At 74.1% G+C, this 19,516-nt stretch carries 20 protein-coding genes; 17 read left to right on the forward strand and 3 right to left on the reverse strand.

Annotated elements, in window-relative coordinates; all coding sequences use genetic code 11:
- Positions 1-71 precede the first annotated feature (71 nt).
- From CP968_RS25655 to CP968_RS25710, 12 genes are all read left to right on the forward strand, one after another.
- On the forward strand, positions 72-710 hold the full coding sequence (locus CP968_RS25655; RefSeq protein WP_373304108.1) for an NUDIX domain-containing protein: 639 nt from the start codon (positions 72-74) through the stop codon (positions 708-710).
- Positions 711-852: 142 nt separating this feature from the next.
- On the forward strand, positions 853-2,826 hold the full coding sequence (locus CP968_RS25660) for a tetratricopeptide repeat protein (protein ID WP_306419934.1): 1,974 nt from the start codon (positions 853-855) through the stop codon (positions 2,824-2,826).
- 152 nt (positions 2,827-2,978) lie between these two features.
- Complete coding sequence (ald, locus tag CP968_RS25665) at positions 2,979-4,094, forward strand: alanine dehydrogenase (protein ID WP_150520247.1); 1,116 nt, start codon at positions 2,979-2,981, stop codon at positions 4,092-4,094.
- 326 nt (positions 4,095-4,420) lie between these two features.
- Positions 4,421-5,581, forward strand: a complete 1,161-nt coding sequence (locus tag CP968_RS25670) for a ParA family protein (protein WP_150520248.1) — start codon at positions 4,421-4,423, stop codon at positions 5,579-5,581.
- Complete coding sequence (locus CP968_RS25675) at positions 5,566-6,075, forward strand: hypothetical protein (protein ID WP_150520249.1); 510 nt, start codon at positions 5,566-5,568, stop codon at positions 6,073-6,075. Before CP968_RS25670 ends, CP968_RS25675 begins: the two co-directional genes overlap by 16 nt.
- 128 nt (positions 6,076-6,203) lie before the next feature.
- The gene (locus CP968_RS25680) at positions 6,204-7,208 is read left to right on the forward strand and encodes a segregation and condensation protein A (RefSeq protein WP_150520250.1); all 1,005 of its coding nucleotides are present in this window, start codon (positions 6,204-6,206) and stop codon (positions 7,206-7,208) included.
- 62 nt (positions 7,209-7,270) lie between these two features.
- Positions 7,271-7,885 carry an SMC-Scp complex subunit ScpB gene (gene scpB, locus CP968_RS25685; protein ID WP_150522126.1) on the forward strand — a complete coding sequence of 205 codons (615 nt, stop codon included), beginning with the start codon at positions 7,271-7,273 and terminating at the stop codon, positions 7,883-7,885.
- Positions 7,885-9,396, forward strand: coding sequence for a pseudouridine synthase (locus CP968_RS25690; RefSeq protein WP_150520251.1), 1,512 nt, complete (start codon positions 7,885-7,887; stop codon positions 9,394-9,396). Before scpB ends, CP968_RS25690 begins: the two co-directional genes overlap by 1 nt.
- A gap of 142 nt (positions 9,397-9,538) precedes the next feature.
- Entirely contained in the window at positions 9,539-10,156 is a 618-nt protein-coding gene (gene pnuC / locus CP968_RS25695; protein ID WP_150520252.1) for a nicotinamide riboside transporter PnuC, read from the forward strand.
- Positions 10,153-11,232, forward strand: coding sequence for an AAA family ATPase (locus CP968_RS25700; RefSeq protein ID WP_150520253.1), 1,080 nt, complete (start codon positions 10,153-10,155; stop codon positions 11,230-11,232). The genes pnuC and CP968_RS25700 overlap by 4 nt, the downstream gene beginning before the upstream one ends.
- Positions 11,229-11,969 carry an NUDIX hydrolase gene (locus CP968_RS25705; protein ID WP_150520254.1) on the forward strand — a complete coding sequence of 247 codons (741 nt, stop codon included), beginning with the start codon at positions 11,229-11,231 and terminating at the stop codon, positions 11,967-11,969. Before CP968_RS25700 ends, CP968_RS25705 begins: the two co-directional genes overlap by 4 nt.
- A complete protein-coding gene (locus tag CP968_RS25710; protein ID WP_150520255.1) occupies positions 11,966-12,985 on the forward strand; it encodes an ADP-ribosylglycohydrolase family protein in 1,020 nt (339 codons plus the stop codon). Before CP968_RS25705 ends, CP968_RS25710 begins: the two co-directional genes overlap by 4 nt.
- Positions 12,986-13,000: 15 nt before the next feature.
- Here the strand turns inward: CP968_RS25710 and CP968_RS25715 are convergent, their stop codons facing one another.
- The 3 genes from CP968_RS25715 to CP968_RS25725 form a co-directional block, all read right to left on the reverse strand.
- Complete coding sequence (locus CP968_RS25715) at positions 13,001-13,717, reverse strand: nucleotidyltransferase domain-containing protein (protein WP_150520256.1); 717 nt, start codon at positions 13,715-13,717, stop codon at positions 13,001-13,003.
- 28 nt (positions 13,718-13,745) lie between these two features.
- Positions 13,746-14,216 (reverse strand): Rieske (2Fe-2S) protein, encoded by a 471-nt coding sequence (locus CP968_RS25720; RefSeq protein WP_150520257.1) that lies wholly within the window; start codon positions 14,214-14,216, stop codon positions 13,746-13,748.
- 81 nt (positions 14,217-14,297) lie between these two features.
- Positions 14,298-14,639, reverse strand: coding sequence for a DUF952 domain-containing protein (locus CP968_RS25725; RefSeq protein WP_150520258.1), 342 nt, complete (start codon positions 14,637-14,639; stop codon positions 14,298-14,300).
- 138 nt (positions 14,640-14,777) lie between these two features.
- Here CP968_RS25725 and CP968_RS25730 point away from each other — a divergent pair, with 138 nt between their 5' ends.
- The 5 genes from CP968_RS25730 to der all read left to right on the forward strand — a co-directional run bounded on the left by CP968_RS25730 (position 14,778) and on the right by der (position 19,481).
- Positions 14,778-15,242 carry a YidB family protein gene (locus CP968_RS25730; protein WP_150520259.1) on the forward strand — a complete coding sequence of 155 codons (465 nt, stop codon included), beginning with the start codon at positions 14,778-14,780 and terminating at the stop codon, positions 15,240-15,242.
- Positions 15,243-15,391: 149 nt separating this feature from the next.
- A complete protein-coding gene (locus tag CP968_RS25735) occupies positions 15,392-16,480 on the forward strand; it encodes a prephenate dehydrogenase (protein WP_150520260.1) in 1,089 nt (362 codons plus the stop codon).
- 118 nt (positions 16,481-16,598) lie between these two features.
- Positions 16,599-17,297 carry a (d)CMP kinase gene (cmk, locus tag CP968_RS25740; RefSeq protein WP_150520261.1) on the forward strand — a complete coding sequence of 233 codons (699 nt, stop codon included), beginning with the start codon at positions 16,599-16,601 and terminating at the stop codon, positions 17,295-17,297.
- A 56-nt stretch (positions 17,298-17,353) separates the two neighbouring features.
- Positions 17,354-17,941 (forward strand): lysophospholipid acyltransferase family protein, encoded by a 588-nt coding sequence (locus CP968_RS25745; protein ID WP_150522127.1) that lies wholly within the window; start codon positions 17,354-17,356, stop codon positions 17,939-17,941.
- A 76-nt stretch (positions 17,942-18,017) separates the two neighbouring features.
- Positions 18,018-19,481, forward strand: coding sequence for a ribosome biogenesis GTPase Der (gene der / locus CP968_RS25750; protein WP_150520262.1), 1,464 nt, complete (start codon positions 18,018-18,020; stop codon positions 19,479-19,481).
- Positions 19,482-19,516: the final 35 nt, after the last annotated feature.

Consider the following 19,516-nt stretch of genomic DNA (forward strand, 5'->3'; position numbering starts at 1 on the left):
GACCGCATAACGTAGACAGCCGGGGCACGGAATCGTGCCCCGGCTGTCGCGTTTCTCGGGAAGGTACGGCCATGGCCATGGGCAACGACATCGTGGACACACCGGAGTCGTGGGAGGTCGTCGCCTCGCGCACCCCGTTCCAGGGCGCCAAGACGGCCGTCAGGTCGGACCAGGTGCGGATGCCCGACCGGGCGGTGGTGCGCCGCGACTACCAGGCGCACCCCGGCTCGGTGTGCGTCCTGGCACTCGACGAGGAGCAGCGCGTCCTGGTGCTGAAGCAGTTCCGGCACCCGGTCCGCCACCGCCTGTGGGAGCTGCCCGCCGGGCTGCTGGACGTGGCGGGGGAGAACCCGCTGCACGCCGCCCAGCGCGAGCTGTACGAGGAGGCGCACGTCAAGGCCGAGGACTGGCGGGTGCTGGCCGACTTCTTCAGCTCGCCGGGCGGATCGGACGAGGCCGTACGGATCTTCCTCGCCCGCGACCTGGCCGAGGCCGAGGGGGAGCGGTACGAGGTGTCCGAGGAGGAGGCCGACATGGAGATCGCCCGGATTCCGCTGGCCGACCTGGTCGCCGGAGTGCTGGCGGGCCGCCTCGGCAACCCGGGGCTGGTCACGGGCGTGCTGGCCGCCTCGGCCGCGCTGGCCGGGGAGGGCCTGGACGCACTGCGGCCGGCCCTGGCGCCCTGGCCCGCCCGCCCGTACGAGGCCTGAGCGACCGGCGGTGGGGCCGAACGGCCCGCTGGTGTGACCATCCGCTGATCCGATTGGGGGATTTGCCCGCCGCGCTCCACCCGGCTCGTCGCTCTGCGTGAACTACGCTCGCAATCCGAACGCAGGGAGAGGAGCGGTTTCCGTGACGGATTTCGTCGGGCGGCGGCGTGAGCTCAAGGAGCTGCGCGAGGACATCGCACGGACCGGGCTCGACACCCTCTCGGGCCGCAAGGCCAAAGCACCCCGGGCGCGCGTCCTGCTCGTCGCCGGACGCCCCGGTTCGGGGCGCACCGCCCTGGCCGAGGCGTTCGTGCGCGAGGTCGCCGAGCAGTACCCCGACGGGGTGCTGCGGACCCGGCTCACCTCGCCGGGAGGGCAGGGCGTGCCGACCGAGCGCGCCGTCCGCGACCTCCTGGAGGGACTGGGGCGGCCCACCCCGCCCGGAGCCGGCGAGGACGACCTCAGCTCCGCGCTGCGCACCGCGCTCACGGGCCGGCGGGCGATCGTGCTGGTCGACGACGCCGCCGACCCGCAGCAGGTCGACGCCCTGCTGCCCGACACCCCCGAGTGCCTGGTCGTGGTGACCGCCGAGGGCCCGCTCACCGGCATCCCCGACGTGCGCCCCTGCACCCTCGGCGGGCTGGACACCCCCTCCGCCGTGCAGATGCTCGCGCACAACATCGGCGACATCCGCGTCACCGTCGACCCCCGGGCCGCCGAGGCCCTGGCCGAGGAGTGCGGGGGCCAGCCCGCCGCGCTGCGCCTGGTCGGCGGCTGGCTCGCCGCCCACCCCAAGGCCTCCGTCGCCGACGTGGCCAAGCAGCTGCACGACATGCCGGCCAGCACCGGCGGTCCGCTCGCCCGCGGCTTCCGGCTCGTCTACGAATCGCTGCCGCAGCCGGCCCAGCGCACCCTGCGGCTGCTGCCGCTCGCGCCCGCCGGCATCGTCGACGCGCACACCGCCTCCGCCCTCGCCGGCTGCTCGGTCGCCGCCGCCCAGTCCACGCTGGACGACTTCGCCGGACTGGGCCTCCTGCACCCGGCCCAGGACGGCCTGTTCCAGGTGCCCGGCTCGCTCGCGCCCCTGCTCCAGGCCCTGCTGGAGGCCAAGGAGCGCCCCGCCGAGGTGCAGCTCGCCCGGGCCCGGATGCTGGAGCGCACGGTACGGCTGCTGCTTTCGTGCCGGGCCATGGCCGAGGGCGAGGAGGACCCCGGCATCGGCGGCCCGGAGAAGCTGGGCGGCCTGCCGCGCGCCCTGCGCTTCCCGGACCGGCGGGCCGCCGCCACCTGGCTGGACACCCGGCTGCCCGCGTTGACCGCCGCCGCCTCGCTGGCCGTGGCCGACGGCGAGCTGGACACCCTGGCCCGCCGGCTGGTCGCCGCCCTCGTACGGGCCCTCGCGGCCCACCGCGGGACCGCCGAGGCCGCCCCCGAGCTGTACGGGTTGCACCGACTGGTGCTGGACGTGGCCGAGCGTCGGGACCTGTACCGCGAGCAGGCCGCGGCCCTGCTCAACCTGGCCGATCTGGACGCCGAGACCGGCCGCACCCAGGAGGCCCTGGAGCGCTACCGGGCCGCGCTGGACGCCGGACGGGCCGCGAACGACCCGTACGCGGCCGGCCGCGCGATGGAATCCGTAGGGGGTGCGTACCAGGAGCTGGCGGACTGGCACCGGGCCTCGGACTGGTTCGGCCGGGCCCTCTCCCACGCCCTGGCGCGGGGGGAGCGCGCGGACGAGGCCAGGCTGTACGGACGCCTCGGCAACGTGCACACCTACACGGGTCGCTACGGGGACGCGCTGCGCAACTGGCGGGCCGCCGCCAAGGGCTACCGCAAGCTGGCCGATGTACCGGGCCAGGCAAAGGCGTTGAGCGAAATGGCGCGGGTCCAGGAGTACGCCGGCCGGCCCGAGGAATCCCTGCACACCTGCCGGGAGGCGGTGGAGCTCGCGCGCCGGGCCGGGGACCAGCGGCTGCAGGCCGCGCTGCAGGTGCGGCTGGCCGACACGCTGGACCGGCTCGGCGACCCCGCGGCCGCGAGGTTGCACCGGTCCGCAGCCGACAGATTGCTGGGCGACGACCCCGCAGCCTGCGAAATCCGCAGTAGTTCCGACTAAGATTATTCGTTTGCAAGGCTAGACAGCGCCTCATCCTTCATTAGACTGGCTTCACCACGTCATCCTGTGGTGCATCCCGTTGCGCGTTCTTGTGGGCGGGTATGTGTGTCATTGCCCCGAAAAACCCCCTGAGCCAAGGACCGTGATCGACGATGAAGGTCGGCATCCCCCGCGAGGTCAAGAACAACGAGTTCCGTGTCGCCATCACGCCCGCCGGCGTGCATGAGCTGGTCCGGGGCGGCCACCAGGTCTTCGTCGAGCAGAACGCCGGTGTCGGTTCCTCGATCACCGACGCCGAGTACGTGTCCGCCGGCGCCGAGATCCTCGGCACCGCCGACGAGGTCTGGGCCGCCGCCGACCTGCTGCTCAAGGTCAAGGAGCCCATCGCGGAGGAGTACCACCGCCTCCGCAAGGACCAGACGCTCTTCACCTACCTGCACCTGGCGGCCTCCCGCGAGTGCACGGACGCCCTGCTGGCCTCCGGCACCACCGCCATCGCGTACGAGACGGTCGAGCTCGCGAACCGCGCGCTCCCGCTGCTCGCCCCGATGTCCGAGGTCGCGGGCCGCCTGGCCCCGCAGGTCGGCGCCTACCACCTGATGCGCTCGGCCGGCGGCCGCGGCGTCCTCCCCGGCGGCGTGCCCGGCACCTCGGCCGGCGAGGCCGTGGTCATCGGCGGCGGCGTCTCGGGCTGGAACGCCGCGCAGATCGCCATCGGCATGGGCTTCCACGTGACCCTGCTCGACCGCGACATCAACAAGCTCCGCGAGGCCGACAAGATCTTCGGCACGAAGATCCAGACGATCGTCTCCAACGCCTACGAGCTCGAGAAGGCCGTCCTGGCGGCCGACCTCGTCATCGGCGCGGTGCTGATCCCGGGTGCGAAGGCCCCGAAGCTGGTCACCAACGAGCTCGTCTCCCGGATGAAGCCCGGAAGTGTCCTTGTCGACATCGCGATCGACCAGGGCGGCTGCTTCGAGGACTCCCGTCCGACCACGCACGCCGACCCGACCTTCCAGGTCCACAACTCGGTCTTCTACTGCGTCGCCAACATGCCGGGCGCGGTCCCGAACACCTCCACCTACGCGCTCACCAACGCCACGCTGCCCTACATCGTGCAGCTGGCGAACCTCGGCTGGGCCGAGGCGCTGCGCCGCGACCCGGCGCTCGCGCTGGGCCTCAACACCCATGACGGGCAGGTCGTTTACGGCTCCGTCGCCGAGGCCCACGGCCTCCCGACCCTCCCGCTGAGCACCCTGCTCGGCTGAGGCGTCAACGACTGACGTCAATCTCACGTATCCGGCCGGACCTTGCTCGCGAGGTCCGGCCGGACGTGTTTGCGACCGCTTCCGAGACCCCGCTCAACTCGCCTCGAACGTAACCCTTTAACCCTTTCGCGCACCCGCGAAACTTCCCGGCGACAGCTCGGACGCCCTTGACAGAGTGGTGTTCGGTTGCCGACACAACGCGTCGGGTCCGGCGGATTGTGTTGCCGCTGAGTGGTGACACGCCATAGAGTCGCCAACCGTCGGCATGGTGCCACGCTGACCTATCGATAAGTGTCCTGGTCACGTCCGAGGAGGTAAGACGACTTGTGAATGAGTCGACATTTGCTCCTGGAGGTGGTCGAGCAGGGACGCCGGAGCGGGGCCAAGGCCCCGTCGGCCTTGAGGCTGTCGGCTCCGTCGCAGTCCGCACCTTCGCAAACCACCAGCACCTGACGACGCCCCGAAACAGCATGGACGGCCTAGACGTGAACTCCAGGGCCGGCGACCCGAGCGGCGACAAGCCCGTGGGATTCGCCGACTACGACAACGTGCCCGAAGGGCATTTCTACGACCCCGACGCGGAGTACGAACCGGACCCCGAGTACGCGGCCACCCTCGCCCCCGACGCTGCCCGGCAGCGCCGTGAGCGGATCGGCCCGACCGGACGCCCGCTGCCGTACTTCCCGATCCCCGGACCGCTGACCGACCACGGCCCGGCGAAGATCATCGCGATGTGCAACCAGAAGGGCGGCGTGGGCAAGACCACGTCGACCATCAACCTGGGCGCCGCGCTCGCCGAGTACGGCCGCCGCGTGCTGCTCGTCGACTTCGACCCGCAGGGCGCCCTGTCCGTGGGCCTCGGCGTGAACCCGATGGAACTCGACCTGACGGTCTACAACCTGCTCATGGAGCGGGGCATGTCGGCCGACGAGGTGCTGCTGAAGACGGCGGTCCCCAACATGGACCTGCTGCCGAGCAACATCGACCTGTCCGCCGCCGAGGTGCAGCTGGTCAGCGAGGTCGCGCGCGAGTCCACCCTGCAGCGGGCCCTGAAGCCGCTGATGGCCGACTACGACTACATCGTGATCGACTGTCAGCCCTCGCTCGGCCTGCTGACCGTGAACGCCCTGACGGCCGCTCACAAGGTCATCGTCCCGCTGGAGTGCGAGTTCTTCGCACTGCGCGGCGTGGCCCTGCTGACCGAGACCATCGAGAAGGTGCAGGAGCGGCTCAACCCGGAGCTGGAGCTCGACGGCATCCTCGCCACCATGTACGACTCCCGTACGGTGCACAGCCGCGAGGTCCTGGCCCGCGTGGTCGAGGCCTTCGACGACCACGTCTACCACACGGTCATCGGCCGCACGGTGCGCTTCCCGGAGACCACCGTCGCCGGTGAGCCCATCACCACGTACGCCTCCAACTCCGTCGGCGCCGCCGCCTACCGCCAGCTGGCCAGGGAGGTGCTCGCCCGGTGTCACGCCGAGTGAGTCTGCCCGGAGCCGACGAACTGTTCCGCACGACCGGGGGGATGGCCCTCCAGTCCTCCTCGCCGCGCCGGGGAGCCGACGAGGCGCCCGCCGCGGAGCACTCGACGGCCCCGGCGGACAACACGGCGGGGGAGGGCCGCAGCCGGGAGGCCGCGGCCGGCGCGTCCCCCGCGGTGGGGGCGCCCAGGCGGCCGCAGGAAGGTTCTGCCGGATCCGCGAACGGGCCCGCCCAGCCGGGCGGGCGCGGCAAGGGGCAGGGCCGGGGCGCCAACCGGCGCCCCAGCGGGCGCGAGCGGCACGACGAGAAGATCACGGTCTACGTCTCCGCCGAGGAACTCATGGACCTGGAACACGCGCGGCTGGTGCTGCGCGGCGAGCACGGCCTGGCGGTCGACCGCGGCCGCATCGTCCGCGAGGCGGTGGCGGTCGTCCTCGCCGACCTGGAGTCCCGGGGCGACGCCAGCATCCTCGTACGGAGACTGCGCGGCCGCTGACGGCCGCTCCCGGCTCCGCCGCTCCCGCCGCCGGGGCCGGGGCCCGCCTAGGCTGCCGGTGCGGCCCGGAGCCCCACCCGCCGGTCCGGACGCCGCTCCGCCGCCCCTGCGCACCACCCTGGACCCCCATGCCCCTGCCCGCCGAACCCGGCCGACCGCCCCGCCGACCCCTGGGGCGAGGCCCCGACTCCGGGCCGGGCGCGCCGGGAGACGGCGCCACGGCCCCTGGAGCGGCCGCTGCGCCGCCCGCACCGGCCGCGGGCGTGCCGGGTCCCCCGCAGGGCCCCGAGCCCGCCGCAGGCGCCCCCGAGGGCCGTCCGGCGCCTCCGGCGGCCGGAGACGGGCGCTTCACGTTGCGGCTGGCCAACTTCGAGGGACCGTTCGACCTGCTCCTCCAGCTGATCTCGCGGCACAAGCTCGACGTCACCGAGGTCGCCCTGTCGCAGGTCACCGACGAGTTCACGGCCCACATCCGCGCCATGGGCCCCGACTGGGACCTGGACCAGACCACCGAGTTCCTCGTCGTGGCCGCCACCCTCCTCGACCTGAAGGCCGCCCGGCTGCTGCCGGTCGCCGAGGTCGAGGACGAGGCCGACCTCGCGCTCCTGGAGGCGCGGGACCTGCTCTTCGCGCGCCTGCTCCAGTACCGGGCGTACAAGCGCGTCGCGGAGATCTTCGAGGACCGGGCGGCGGTCGAGGGCCGCCGCCACCCGCGCACCGTCGGCCTGGAGCCGCACCACGCCGACCTGCTGCCCGAGGTGGTCATCGGGATCGGAGCCGAGGGCTTCGCCCGCCTCGCGGCCCGGGCGATGCAGCCCCGGGCCAGACCGCAGGTGTACGTGGACCACATCCACGCCCCGCTGGTGAGCGTGCGCGAGCAGGCCGGGCTGGTGGTGCTGATGCTCAAGGCGCGCGGGGAGGCCACCTTCCAGGAGCTCGTCGAGGACGCGGGGGACACCCTCACCGTCGTCGCCCGCTTCCTGGCCCTCCTGGAGCTCTACCGGGAGAAGGCGGTCGTCCTCGACCAGGAGGACGCGCTGAAGACCCTCACCGTGCGCTGGAGCGGCGGCGACGGCGACGGGATGCCGACCGTGACCGACGAGTTCGACCAGATCGTGGAGGCGAAGGATTGAACAGCGACGCGAGCCCCGCGCGGTCGGACCGCGCCGCTCCCAGCCCGGCCCCGGCGGGCACCGTGGCCGGGCTGGAGCTGAAGCCGGCCCTGGAGGCCGTCCTCATGGTCGTGGACGAGCCGGCGACCGAGGCGCACCTGGCGAAGGTGCTGGAGCGGACCCCGCGCGAGGTCGCGGTGGCCTTGCGGGAGCTGGCCGAGGAGTACACCGCCGCGGGCCGCGGCTTCGAGCTGCGGCTGGTGGCCGGCGGGTGGCGGTTCTACAGCCGGGCCGCCTGCGCGCCGGCCGTGGAGGCGTTCGTCCTGGACGGCCAGCAGGCCCGGCTCACCCAGGCGGCCCTGGAGACCTTGGCGGTCGTCGCCTACCGCCAGCCGGTGAGCCGCTCGCGGGTCTCGGCGGTCCGCGGAGTCAACTGCGACGGGGTCATGCGGACCCTCCTGCAGCGGGGTCTGGTGGCCGAGGCGGGGACGGAACCCGAAACAGGTGCGATCCTGTACAGGACGACGAACCACTTTTTGGAGCGGATGGGCCTGCGCGGCCTGGACGAGCTCCCGGAGCTCGCGCCCTTCCTCCCCGAGGCGGACGCGATCGAAGCCGAGACGCAAGAAGGTGTGCCGTCGTTCGATCCGGACGCACCGGACACTGATGAAGACGACGACAAGACGACGGAACTTTGATGCGAAGCAGCGGCAACGGCAACGGCAACGGTGGCGGCAACAGGAACAGCGGCGGCGGTGGCGGGCGCGGTGACTCCCGCGGCGCCGGCTCCGGCGGTGGTGGCCACCGCGGCGGCAACAGCGGCGGCGCGGGCTCCCGCGGCGCCGGCTCCGGTGGCGGTGGCCCCCGGGGCGGTAGCAGCGGCAGCGGCTCCGGCGGCGGTTACCGGAGCGGCAGCAGCGGCGGCTCCGGTGGCGGCGGTTACCGGAGCGGCAGCAGCGGCGGCTCCGGTGGCGGCGGTTACCGGAGCGGCAGCAGCGGCGGCTCCGGTGGCGGTGGCTACCGGGGCGGCGGCAGCGGCGGCGGCTACGGCAACAGCGGTGGCGGCTACGGCGGGGGCTCCGGCGGATCCGGCGCGGGCGGTGCGCGTGACCGCGACCGCGACCAGGCCCCCCAGCGCCCGCGCAACCCCCGCCCCGAGGAGCGCCGCTACGACGTCGGCCCCGAGGGCGAGCGCAACGGCCGCGGCGGTGCCAAGGCCGGCGGCGGCGGTGCCCGCGGCGCGGCCGACGCAGGCCGGGGCGGATCCGGCGGCGCCCGCGGCGCGGCGGCGCGCGGCGGTGCCAAGGGCGGCCCCAAGACCTCCAGGACCCCCGGCATCGGCGGGGCCGGCGGCCCGCGCCGCGGCCCGGGCAGCCGCAGCGGCCAGTCCCGCCCGCGCGAGCTGGACGCGCGGATCGAGGAGCGCGTGCGCGACCGGTACGCCGACAAGCCCGTGATCAAGACCCCGAAGACCTTCCCGGGTGCGGAGGAGGAGGGCGAGCGCCTGCAGAAGGTCCTCGCCCGGGCCGGCATGGGCTCGCGCCGCGCGTGCGAGGAGCTCATCGAGCAGGCCCGCGTCGAGGTCAACGGCGAGATCGTGCTGGAGCAGGGCAAGCGCGTCCAGCCGAAGGACGAGATCAAGGTGGACGGCCTGACCGTCGCCACCCAGTCGTACCTGTTCTTCGCGCTGAACAAGCCGGCCGGCGTCGTCTCCACCATGGAGGACCCCGACGGCCGCCAGTGCCTGGGCGACTACGTCACCAACCGCGAGACGCGCCTCTTCCACGTCGGCCGGCTCGACACCGAGACCGAGGGCATCATCCTGCTCACCAACCACGGTGAGCTGGCCCACCGCCTCACGCACCCGAAGTACGGCGTGAAGAAGACGTACGTCGCGGCGATCACCGGCCCGCTGCCCCGCGAGATCGGCAAGCGCCTCAAGGACGGCATCGAGCTGGAGGACGGGTACGCCCGCGCCGACCACTTCCGCGTCGTCGACCAGGTCGGCAAGAACTACCTGGTCGAGGTCACCCTCCACGAGGGCCGCAAGCACATCGTCCGCCGCATGATGGCGGAGGCCGGCTTCCCGGTCGAGAAGCTCGTGCGCACCTCGTTCGGCCCGATCGAGCTGGGCGACCAGAAGTCCGGCTGGCTGCGCCGGCTGACCAACACCGAGGTCGGCATGCTGATGCGCGAGGTCGGCCTGTAGGACCGCGCCGGCCGGGCCCCCGCCCGGCCCCGTCATGCGAGCGGAAGAGCCCGCAGTGCCCACGGCACTGCGGGCTCTTCCCTTGCCCGGACCCCCTTCCGTGTTTATAGTCAGTCTGACTATTAAAAGGAGGGGGGCCGGGATGGACTGGACCCTGAGCGGGACCGAGGTGCTCGGCTTCGCCACCGGCGCCCTGTGCGTGTGGCTGGTGGCCCGACAGCACGTGGCCAACTGGCCGATCGGCATCGCCAACAACGTCTTCTTCATCGTGCTCTTCGCACAGGCCGGCCTCTACGCCGACGCCGGACTGCAGATCGTCTTCATCGCCCTCGCCGCGTACGGCTGGTGGTCCTGGACCCACGGGGGTGGACCGGGAACCGCGGGAGCCCTGCCGGTGCGCCGCACCACGCGCGCCGAATGGGCCGCGCTGGCCGCGGCGGGGGCGGTGGGGGTCCCCCTCCTGACCCTGCTGCTCGACGGCGCCACCGACTCCACCGTCCCCTTCTGGGACGCCCTGACCACCGGGCTCTCGCTCGCGGCCACCTACGGCCAGTGCCGCAAGCTCGTCGAGTCCTGGTGGCTGTGGATCGCCGCCGACCTCGTCTACGTCCCGCTCTACGTCCACAAGGGCCTGCACCTCACCGCCCTGCTCTACGTCGGCTTCCTCGCCCTGTGCGCGGCCGGCCTGCTCGGCTGGCGCCGGACCCTGACCGCCCCGGTGGCCGACGCCGCCCGTACGGCCCGGGGGGCGACGGCGTGAGGCGCTTCGGCCACGGGCTGGTGCTCGGCAAGTTCTACCCGCCGCACGCCGGCCACCACCACCTGGTGCGCACCGCCCAGGACCGCTGCGAGCGGCTGACCGTGCTGGTCTGCGCCGCCTCAGTGGAGTCCGTACCGCTCGCCGACCGGGTCGCCTGGATGCGCGAGGCGCACCCCGGGGCGGACGTCGTCGGCGCCGTCGACGACATCTCCGTGGACCTGCACGACCCGGCGGTCTGGGAGGCCCACATGGCCGTCTTCCGGGGTGCGGTGCCCGGGCCCGTCGACGCGGTCTTCACCTCGGAGGAGTACGGGGCCGAACTCGCCCGCCGGTTCGGCGCCGAGGAGGTCCTCGTGGACCCGGACCGGACGCTGTTCCCGGTCTCCGGCACGGCCGTACGGGCCGACCCGGTGGCCCACTGGGGATTCCTGGGGCCGGGCGTACGGGCCGCGCTGACCCGCCGCGTCGTCGTCCTCGGCGCCGAGTCCACCGGCACCACCACCCTGTCCCGGGCCCTGGCCGCGCACTACCGGGCCCGCGGCGGCGTCTGGGCGGCCACCGGCTGGGTCGCCGAGTACGGCCGCCGCCACAGCGAGGAGAAGCTCGCCGCGGCCCGCGCCGCCGACCCCGGCGCGACCTGGGCCGACATCACCTTCACCACGGACGAGTTCCCCCTCATCGCCCGCCGCCAGGACATCGCGGAGGAGCGGGCGGCCCGGCGGGGCTCCCCGGTGCTGATCTGCGACACCGACTCCTTCGCCACCGGGATCTGGCACGAGCGCTACCTGGGCCGCCGCAACGAGGAGGTCGAGCGGACCGCCGCCCTCACCCACCGCGACCTGTACCTGCTGACCGACCACGCCGACGTGCCCTTCGAGGACGACGGACTGCGCGACGGCCCGCACCTCAGACCCTGGATGACCGAGCGCTTTCGCACCGGACTGGAGGCGACCGGACGGCGCTTCCTGACCGTGCGCGGCGACCGGCGCGCGCGGCTGGCCGCCGCCGTGGCCGCCGTGGACGGGCTGCTCGCGGAGGGCCGGCGCTTCGCCGACCCGCTGCCGGAGAACCGGTGACCGGGGCGCCGGCGGGCTACGACCCCCGCGCCTTCGAGCCGTTCGCGGTGACCGCCGACCTCGCCGTGCTCACCGTGCGGGGCGGGCAGCTGCACGTCCTGCTGATCCGGCGCGGCCAGGACCCGTACGCGGGCGCCTGGGCGCTGCCCGGCGGCTTCGTGCTGCCCCGCGAGTCCGCCGAGGGCGCCGCCCGCCGCGAACTGGCCGAGGAGACCGGGCTGCCCGTGGCCGTGGTCGACGCCCTGCACCTGGAACAGCTGCGCACCTACAGCGAACCGGACCGGGACCCCCGGATGCGGGTGGTCTCGGTGGCCTTCACCGCGCTGGTCCCCGACATGCCGGAGCCGACCGCGGAGGGCGGCGGTGACGCGGACCGGGCCCGCTGGGTGCCGGCCGGGGAGGCCCGGCAGCTGGCCTTCGACCACGCGGTGATCCTGGCGGACGCCCGCGAACGGGTCGGCGCGAAGCTGGAGTACACCTGCCTGGCCCGCGCCTTCTGCCCGCCCGAGTTCACCCTGGGCGAGCTCCAGGCCGTCTACGAGACGGTCTGGGGCACCTCCCTGGACCGCCCCAACTTCCGCCGCAAGGTCCTGGCCACCCCCGGCTTCGTCGAAGCCGTACCGGGGGCCGCCCGGCTCACCGGCGGACGCGGCAAGCCCGCAGCGCTCTACCGGCCCGGGCCCGCCACCGCCCTGCACCCGCCCCTGCTCCGCCCCACGGAGGGACACCAGCGATGACGAGCACCACGAAGCGCGCGGCCACCGGCGCCCTGATAGGCCTGGCGCTGGGCGACGCCCTGGGCTTCCCCACCGAGTTCAACGACGTCCCCTCGATCCTCGCCAAGACCGGCCCGTGGCGGGAGACGGCCCTGCCCCGCCCGGCCATCGTCACCGACGACACCCAGATGACCCTCGCCCTGGCCCGAGGCATCCGGACCGCCGCCGAACGGGGCCGGGTCGGCCCGCTGCGGCTGGCCCGCCCGGTCCGCGAGGAGTTCGTCGACTGGTACCACTCCCCGGAGAACAACCGGGCCCCCGGCCGCACCTGCATGACCGCCTGCCGGCTGCTGGACCGTCCCGGACGCGACTGGCGCGAGGCCAGCCAGGTCGGCTCCAAGGGCTGCGGCGCGAACATGCGGGTGGTGCCCGTCGGGCTGGTACCCGGCTGGACGGACGAGGAGCGGGCCGGCGCCGCCCAGCTGCAGTCCGCCCTGACCCACGGCCACCCCACGGCCCTGGCCGCCTCGGACCTCACGGCCCGCGCGGTGCACCTGCTCGCCGGGGGCGCCGAGGTGACCGGCCTGGTCGGACGGCTGCGCTCGTACGCCCTGGAGAACCGCACCCGCTACCACGAGCGCTGGCTCGGCGACCTCTGGGCGCGGACCGCCTCGGACGCCTCGGCCGAGTCCTTCATCGCGCGGGGCTGGGACGACTGCCTGGGCGTGCTGGACCGGCTCGCGGCGGCCCTGCGCGCCCCCTCCCCGGAGACCGACCCCTGCCTGACCACCGGCGACGGCTGGATCGCCGAGGAGGCCCTCGCCACCGCCCTCCAGTGCTTCCTGCTCTTCCCGCAGGAGCCGCTGACCGCCCTGCGCCGCGCGGCCTGCACCGCGGGGGACTCGGACTCGATCGCCTGCCTGGCGGGCGCCTTCGCGGGGGCCCACCTCGGCGCGGACGTCTGGCCGCGCGAGTGGGAGGGCCGCATCGAGTACCGCGACGAACTGCTGGCCTTCGGTGCCCTCTGGGACGCCTGACGGCCGGGCGCGGCGCTACCGCGCGTCGGCCGGAGCGGCCCCGCCCGGCGCCGCTCCGGCCGACGCGCGGCGGGTGCGCAGGAGAAAGTCCGAGACCCGGGCGAGGTCCGGGGACTCCGGCAGCGGGGTGGAGGCCAGGGCGGCGTCGGCCTGCTCCGTCAGGCGGTCCATCCAGGCGCCGACCTCATCCCAGCCGAGCTCGCCGCGGCGGACCGCGAGGAGGCGCTCGCGGTACGGGCCCGCGTCGACGACCAGGCGGCCGGTGCGCAGCAGGTCCCGGCAGGACAGCAGCAGCCGCAGCAGGTGCATGGCGTGCTTCCAGCGCGGGGCGCCGTGCACGCGCAGGTCCGCGAGGAGCCTGCCGCGCTGCGAGACGGCGTAGCGGGTGAAGGTGGTGTGGGCCCGGCGGGAGAGGAAGGCGTCGCGCAGCGCGAGCAGTTCCCCGCCGACCGGGGTGACCCGCTCCACCAGCGGGGAGTGGAGGCACTCCAGGATGTTCGGGTTGGCGCGCAGCGCGAGTTCGCAGAAGCGCTCCAGCTCCCAGGAGAACTCCTCCTCCCGGGGGCCGTCCACGTGCGCCGGGGGCTTCTCGAACCGCCAGAACAGCGGCGTCGGGGCGAGGTAGACACCGCGCCGGTCGGTGTCGCTCGCCTCCGTCGCCAGTCCGAACGCCCGGGAGCCCATCACGCACCGGTAGACCGTGTGGTCCCGCACCAGCGTCAGATCGTCCATCCGGGGAGCCTAGGCACCACCGGCGCGGCTACGCGAGCGAGATACTGCCGTCGGCCGCGACGGTGATCTGCTTCTCCGGCAGCGGGCGGGTGGCCGGACCCCTGGCCACCGCACCGTCCGCGACCTTGAACTCGCTCCCGTGGCACGGGCAGTCGATGGTCCCGTCCGCCACCTTGTCCACCAGGCAGCCCGCATGGGTGCAGACCGCCGAGAAGCAGCGGTAGCTGCCGGCCGTGGGCTGGGTGACCACGAGCTTCTCGTCCTTGAGAACGGTGCCGCCGCCGACCGGTACGTCCGTCGCCTTGGCGATCACCTTGCCGCCGCCGGCGGGCTTCGAGGTCGGTGCGGCCGAGCCGGCGGGCGCCGTGGCCGAGCCGGCCGGCTCGCTCGGGGAGGCCGTCCCGCCGTCCCCGCCGCAGGCGGCCAGTGCCCCGCCCGCGACGGCGGCCGCGCCTGCCGCCAGTACGGTCCGCCGGGCGGTACGCGTGAGGTCGGTCATGACTGTCTCCTCGCTCTGTGGCCGGATGGCGTGCAGCATCCTGGCCTGCGGCGGCCTCCCGGAGAAGGACGCCGCGCCGATTCAGGCACCCGCTCGCCACGGGGCCAGTGAGGCCGGGGCGTCGGGTGTGCGTACGACTTCCCACACGCGGACCACGGCCTCCCGGTTCAGCGGGCCGTACACGTGCGGATAACGAGCACCCGGTTCACCCTCCCGGCGGACCTCCGCCGTCAGGGCCGCCTCGTCGAGCTCCACCGCCAGCAGGGGCCCCGGGACCGCGCGGTAGTGCGCGTCGGCGATGGCGAGCGCGGTCGGCACATCCGCCGAACAGTGCACGAAACCCTCCGCCGCGAGCGAGGGCGGGGCGTACGCAAGGCCGGGCGCGGCGGCCCAGTCGGCGAGCGGGACGATGTGGAAGACCATGCCGACCGTTCTACCGCAGCCCCCGCCCGGCCGGGCGTCGAGTGGCAGCGCCGTCCGGTTCGGGTGACATTGTCGGTGTCCCGAAGCGGGTACGCCGCCGTCCGCGCGCGGCCCGGTCCCTCATCGAAAGGCACGACCATGGCGGGTAACGACCTCGGCTCCCTCCTCGGCTCCCTCCTCGGCGGCGGCCAGGGCGGCGCCGGCGGAGGTGGCGGCGGCAACATCCTCGGTGCGCTGCTCGGCGCGCTGACGGGTGGCGCGGGCGCCGCCGGGGGCGCGGGCGGGGCGGCCGGCGCGCAGGCCGCGGGCGGCGGCGGCAACCCGCTGGGCGGCCTGATGGACCTGCTCGCCAAGTCGGGCCTCGCCGACCAGGCCAAGTCGTGGATCGGCACCGGCGAGAACCAGCCCGTCGACGCCGACCAGATCAAGGAGGCGCTGCCCGCCGGCACCCTTCAGAAGGTCGCCGACCAGGCGGGCGTCAGCCCCGAGCACGCCGCCGACCAGATCGCCCGGTCGCTGCCGCAGGCCGTGGACAAGCTCACCCCGGGCGGTCAGGTGCCCGCGGGCTCGCTGGAGGACATCATCCGGCAGCAGAACCTCTGACGGCCCGGGCGGGCCGGACCGCGCGACCACGGCGGGGCCCGGCGGTCCGTCCCACGGGACGGACCGCCGGGCCCCCGCGCCGTCCGGGCTGGCTACCCTGGCCGGACACCCCGTCCCGACCCGAGCCGTACGCACAACTGGAGCGCCCCGTGAGAACCGCCGTCGTCATCGGAACCGGACTGATCGGCACCTCGGCGGCGCTCGCCCTGTCCGCCCGCGGGATCGCCGTCCACCTCGTCGACCACGACCCGGCCCAGGCCCGTACGGCCGCCGCCCTCGGCGCCGGCACCGACGAGGCCCCCGAGGGCCGGGTGGACCTCGCGATCGTCGCCGTGCCGCCGGCCCACGTGGCCACCACCCTCGCCGACGCGATCCGGCGCGGAGCGGCGCGGGCGTACGTGGACGTCGCCAGCGTCAAGGGCGGGCCCCGCCGCGAACTGGCCGCGCTGGGCGTGGACGTCGGCGCGTACATCGGAACCCACCCGATGGCCGGCAAAGAGCGCTCGGGCCCGCTCGCCGCCACGGCCGACCTCTTCGAGGGACGCCCCTGGGTGCTCACCCCGACCCGGGACACCGGCCACGAGGTGCTCAACCTCGCGCTGGAACTGGTGGCCCTGTGCCGCGCCGTACCGGTGGTGATGGACGCCGACGCCCACGACCGGGCGGTGGCGCTCGTCTCGCACACCCCCCAGCTGGTGTCGAGCATGGTCGCCGCACGGCTGGAGGAGGCCGACGAGACGGCGGTGCGGCTGTGCGGGCAGGGCATCCGCGACGTGACCCGCATCGCCGCCTCCGACCCGCGGATGTGGCTGGAGATCCTCGCCGCGAACCCGGGACCCGTCGCCGACGTGCTGTCCGGGATCGCCGCCGACCTCGCCGAGACCGTGGAGGCCCTGCGCGGCCTGCAGTCCGCCGACGAGGAGAAGCGGCGGGGCGGCGCCGCCGGCATCGAGGACGTGCTGCGCCGCGGCAACGCCGGCCGGGTGCGCGTCCCGGGCAAGCACGGCGCGGCGCCGGCCGTCTACGAGACCGTCGCCGTCCTCATCAGCGACCAGCCCGGCGAGCTGGCCCGCATCTTCGCCGACGCCGGGCGGGCCGGGGTCAACATCGAGGACGTGCGCATCGAGCACGCCACGGGCCAGCAGGCCGGCCTCGTGCAGCTGATGGTGGAACCGCGGTCGGTGACCGGCCTCACGGCCGAGCTGCGCGAACGCGGCTGGGCCCTGCGCCAGCAGTAGGCCCCGCACCGGCCCCGGAGCAGGGCGGGGTCAGGGGGCGCCGGGGGCCGGTAACCTTGAGGAGGGGCGTCTTTTGCGCGCCCGGACACGCACGCGCAACCAGGAAGGTGCCCGCACCGTGGAAACCGTAGCTCCGTCCGCCGTGATCGTCGCCATCGACGGTCCCTCCGGCACGGGCAAGTCCAGCACCTCCAAGGCCGTGGCCGCCAAGCTCGGGCTGCGCTACCTGGACACCGGTGCCCAGTACCGGGCCATCACCTGGTGGATGATCACCAACGGCGTCGACACCGACGACCCGCAGGCCGTCGCCCTCGCGGCCGGCAAGCCGGCCATCGTCTCCGGCACCGACCCCCACGCCCCCACGATCACCGTGGACGGTGTGGACGCCGCCGCCCCCATCCGCACCCGGGAGGTCACCGCGAAGGTCAGCGCCGTCAGCGCCGTCCCCGAGGTGCGCACCCTGATCACCGCGCTCCAGCGCTCCATCGCCGCCGAGGAGACCGGCGGGATCGTCGTCGAGGGGCGGGACATCGGCACCACCGTCCTGCCCGACGCCGACCTCAAGGTCTTCCTGACGGCCTCCGCCGAGGCGCGCGCCGCGCGCCGCAGCGGAGAGCTCCGGGGCCAGGAGGCCGCCGGCCTCGCCGCCACCAGGGAAGCGCTGATCAAGCGGGACGCGGCCGACTCCGGCCGCAAGACCTCCCCGCTGGCCAAGGCCGCTGACGCGGTCGAGGTGGACACCACCGAGCTCACGCTCGACCAGGTGATCGAGTGCATCGTCACGCTGGTGGAGGAGAAGCGGGCGGTCCGCTCGTGAGCGAAGCGCCCTCCTCCAAGGGTGCGGCGGTCGGCAGGCGCATCGGGATCGGCCTCATGTACGGGCTGTGGAAGCCGCGCGTGATGGGAGCCTGGAAGGTACCCGCCTCCGGACCCGTGATCCTCGCCGTGAACCACTCGCACAACATCGACGGCCCCATGGTCATGGGCACCGCCCCGCGGCCGCTGCACTTCCTGATCAAGCAGGAGGCGTACGTCGGTCCGCTCGGCCCCTTCCTCGACGGGATCGGGCAGGTCAAGGTGGACCGCGCCGGCGCCGACCGCCGTGCCATAGGCCGCGCCCTCGGCGTGCTCGACCAGGGGGGAGCCCTGGGCATCTTTCCCGAGGGCACCCGGGGCGAGGGCGACTTCGCCTCGCTCCGCGCGGGGCTGGCGTACTTCGCCGTCCGCAGCGGAGCGCCCATCGTGCCCGTCGCCGTCCTGGGCAGCGGCGACACCCCGGGACGCCTGGTCAAAGGGCTCCCGGCCCTCAAGAGCAGGGTCGACGTCGTCTTCGGCTCGGCCTTCGACGCGGGGGACGGCAGTGGCCGCCGGACCCGTACCGCACTGGACGAGGCCACCGTACGCATCCAGGACCGGCTGACCGCCCACCTGGCCGACGCCAAGCGCCTCACCGGGCGCTGAGCGAGACTTGAAACCAGTAGTGGAACCGCGCTGCGCGGGAGCCACCGACCACCACGAACGACGAGGAACGGACTTCATGAACGACCAGCACGACCACGGAGCACTTGGCGACGCCGAGTACGCGGAGTTCATGGAGCTCGCCGCGGAAGAGGGCTTCGACATCGAGGACGTCGAAGGCGCGCTGGAGGAGGCCGCTGCCGGCCCCCTCCCCGTCCTCGCCGTCGTCGGCCGGCCCAACGTCGGCAAGTCGACCCTGGTGAACCGCATCATCGGCCGCCGCGAGGCGGTCGTCGAGGACAAGCCCGGCGTCACCCGCGACCGCGTCACGTACGAGGCCGAGTGGGCCGGACGCCGGTTCAAGGTCGTCGACACCGGCGGCTGGGAGCAGGACGTCCTCGGTATCGACGCGTCCGTCGCCGCCCAGGCCGAGTACGCCATCGAGGCCGCCGACGCGGTCGTCTTCGTCGTGGACGCCAAGGTCGGCGCCACCGACACCGACGAGGCCGTCGTCCGGCTGCTGCGCAAGGCGGGCAAGCCCGTCGTGCTCTGCGCCAACAAGGTCGACGGCCAGAGCGGCGAGTCCGACGCGGCCGCCCTGTGGTCGCTGGGCCTCGGCCTGCCCCACCCGGTCTCCTCGCTGCACGGCCGCGGCACCGGCGACATGCTCGACGCCGTCCTGGAGGCCCTGCCGGAGGCCCCCGAGCAGACCTTCGGCGCCGCCGCTCCCGGCGGCCCGCGCCGCATCGCGCTCATCGGCCGCCCGAACGTCGGCAAGTCCTCACTGCTCAACAAGGTCGCGAAGGAGGACCGCGTCGTCGTCAACGAGCTGGCCGGCACCACCCGTGACCCGGTCGACGAGCTCATCCAGCTCGGCGGCGTGACCTGGAAGTTCATCGACACGGCGGGCATCCGCAAGAAGGTCCACCTCCAGCAGGGCGCCGACTACTACGCCTCGCTGCGCACGGCCGCCGCCGTCGAGAAGGCGGAGGTCGCTGTCATCCTGATCGACACCACCGAGCAGATCAGCGTCCAGGACCAGCGCATCATCACCATGGCGGTCGAGGCCGGCCGTGCGATCGTGATCGCGTACAACAAGTGGGACGAGCTCGACGAGGAGCGCCGCTACTACCTCGAGCGCGAGATCGAGACCGAGATGCAGCAGGTCTCCTGGGCTCCCCGGGTGAACGTCTCGGCGCTCACCGGCCGCCACATGGAGAAGCTGGTCCCGGCGATCGAGACCGCCCTCGCGGGCTGGGAGACGCGCGTCCCGACCGGCCGCCTCAACGCCTTCCTCGGCGAGGTCGTCGCCGCCCACCCGCACCCGATCCGCGGCGGCAAGCAGCCCCGCATCCTGTTCGGCACGCAGGCGGGCAGCAAGCCCCCGCGCTTCGTCCTCTTCGCCTCCGGCTTCCTGGAGCACGGCTACCGCCGCTTCGTCGAGCGCCGCCTGCGCGAGGAGTTCGGCTTCGAGGGCACCCCGATCCACATCTCGGTGCGGGTGCGCGAGAAGCGCGGCGCCCAGTACAAGAAGAAGAAGTAGCCGGCGGAGCCGTGCGCGAAGGCGTGCGCGCGGTC

The organism is Streptomyces subrutilus (genome assembly GCF_008704535.1).
Classification (GTDB): domain Bacteria; phylum Actinomycetota; class Actinomycetes; order Streptomycetales; family Streptomycetaceae; genus Streptomyces; species Streptomyces subrutilus.

What these genes read in the sequence shown, in the direction of transcription:
- CP968_RS25655 (WP_373304108.1), top strand. Translation starts at nt 72, where the DNA reads ATGGCCATGGGCAACGACATCGTGGACACACCGGAGTCGTGGGAGGTC.
- ald (WP_150520247.1), top strand. Translation starts at nt 2,979, where the DNA reads ATGAAGGTCGGCATCCCCCGCGAGGTCAAGAACAACGAGTTCCGTGTC.
- CP968_RS25680 (WP_150520250.1), top strand. Translation starts at nt 6,204, where the DNA reads ATGCCCCTGCCCGCCGAACCCGGCCGACCGCCCCGCCGACCCCTGGGG.
- CP968_RS25690 (WP_150520251.1), top strand. Translation starts at nt 7,885, where the DNA reads ATGCGAAGCAGCGGCAACGGCAACGGCAACGGTGGCGGCAACAGGAAC.
- pnuC (WP_150520252.1), top strand. Translation starts at nt 9,539, where the DNA reads ATGGACTGGACCCTGAGCGGGACCGAGGTGCTCGGCTTCGCCACCGGC.
- CP968_RS25710 (WP_150520255.1), top strand. Translation starts at nt 11,966, where the DNA reads ATGACGAGCACCACGAAGCGCGCGGCCACCGGCGCCCTGATAGGCCTG.
- CP968_RS25715 (WP_150520256.1), bottom strand. Translation starts at nt 13,717, where the DNA reads ATGGACGATCTGACGCTGGTGCGGGACCACACGGTCTACCGGTGCGTG.
- CP968_RS25720 (WP_150520257.1), bottom strand. Translation starts at nt 14,216, where the DNA reads ATGACCGACCTCACGCGTACCGCCCGGCGGACCGTACTGGCGGCAGGC.
- CP968_RS25725 (WP_150520258.1), bottom strand. Translation starts at nt 14,639, where the DNA reads ATGGTCTTCCACATCGTCCCGCTCGCCGACTGGGCCGCCGCGCCCGGC.
- CP968_RS25730 (WP_150520259.1), top strand. Translation starts at nt 14,778, where the DNA reads ATGGCGGGTAACGACCTCGGCTCCCTCCTCGGCTCCCTCCTCGGCGGC.
- CP968_RS25745 (WP_150522127.1), top strand. Translation starts at nt 17,354, where the DNA reads ATGTACGGGCTGTGGAAGCCGCGCGTGATGGGAGCCTGGAAGGTACCC.
- der (WP_150520262.1), top strand. Translation starts at nt 18,018, where the DNA reads ATGAACGACCAGCACGACCACGGAGCACTTGGCGACGCCGAGTACGCG.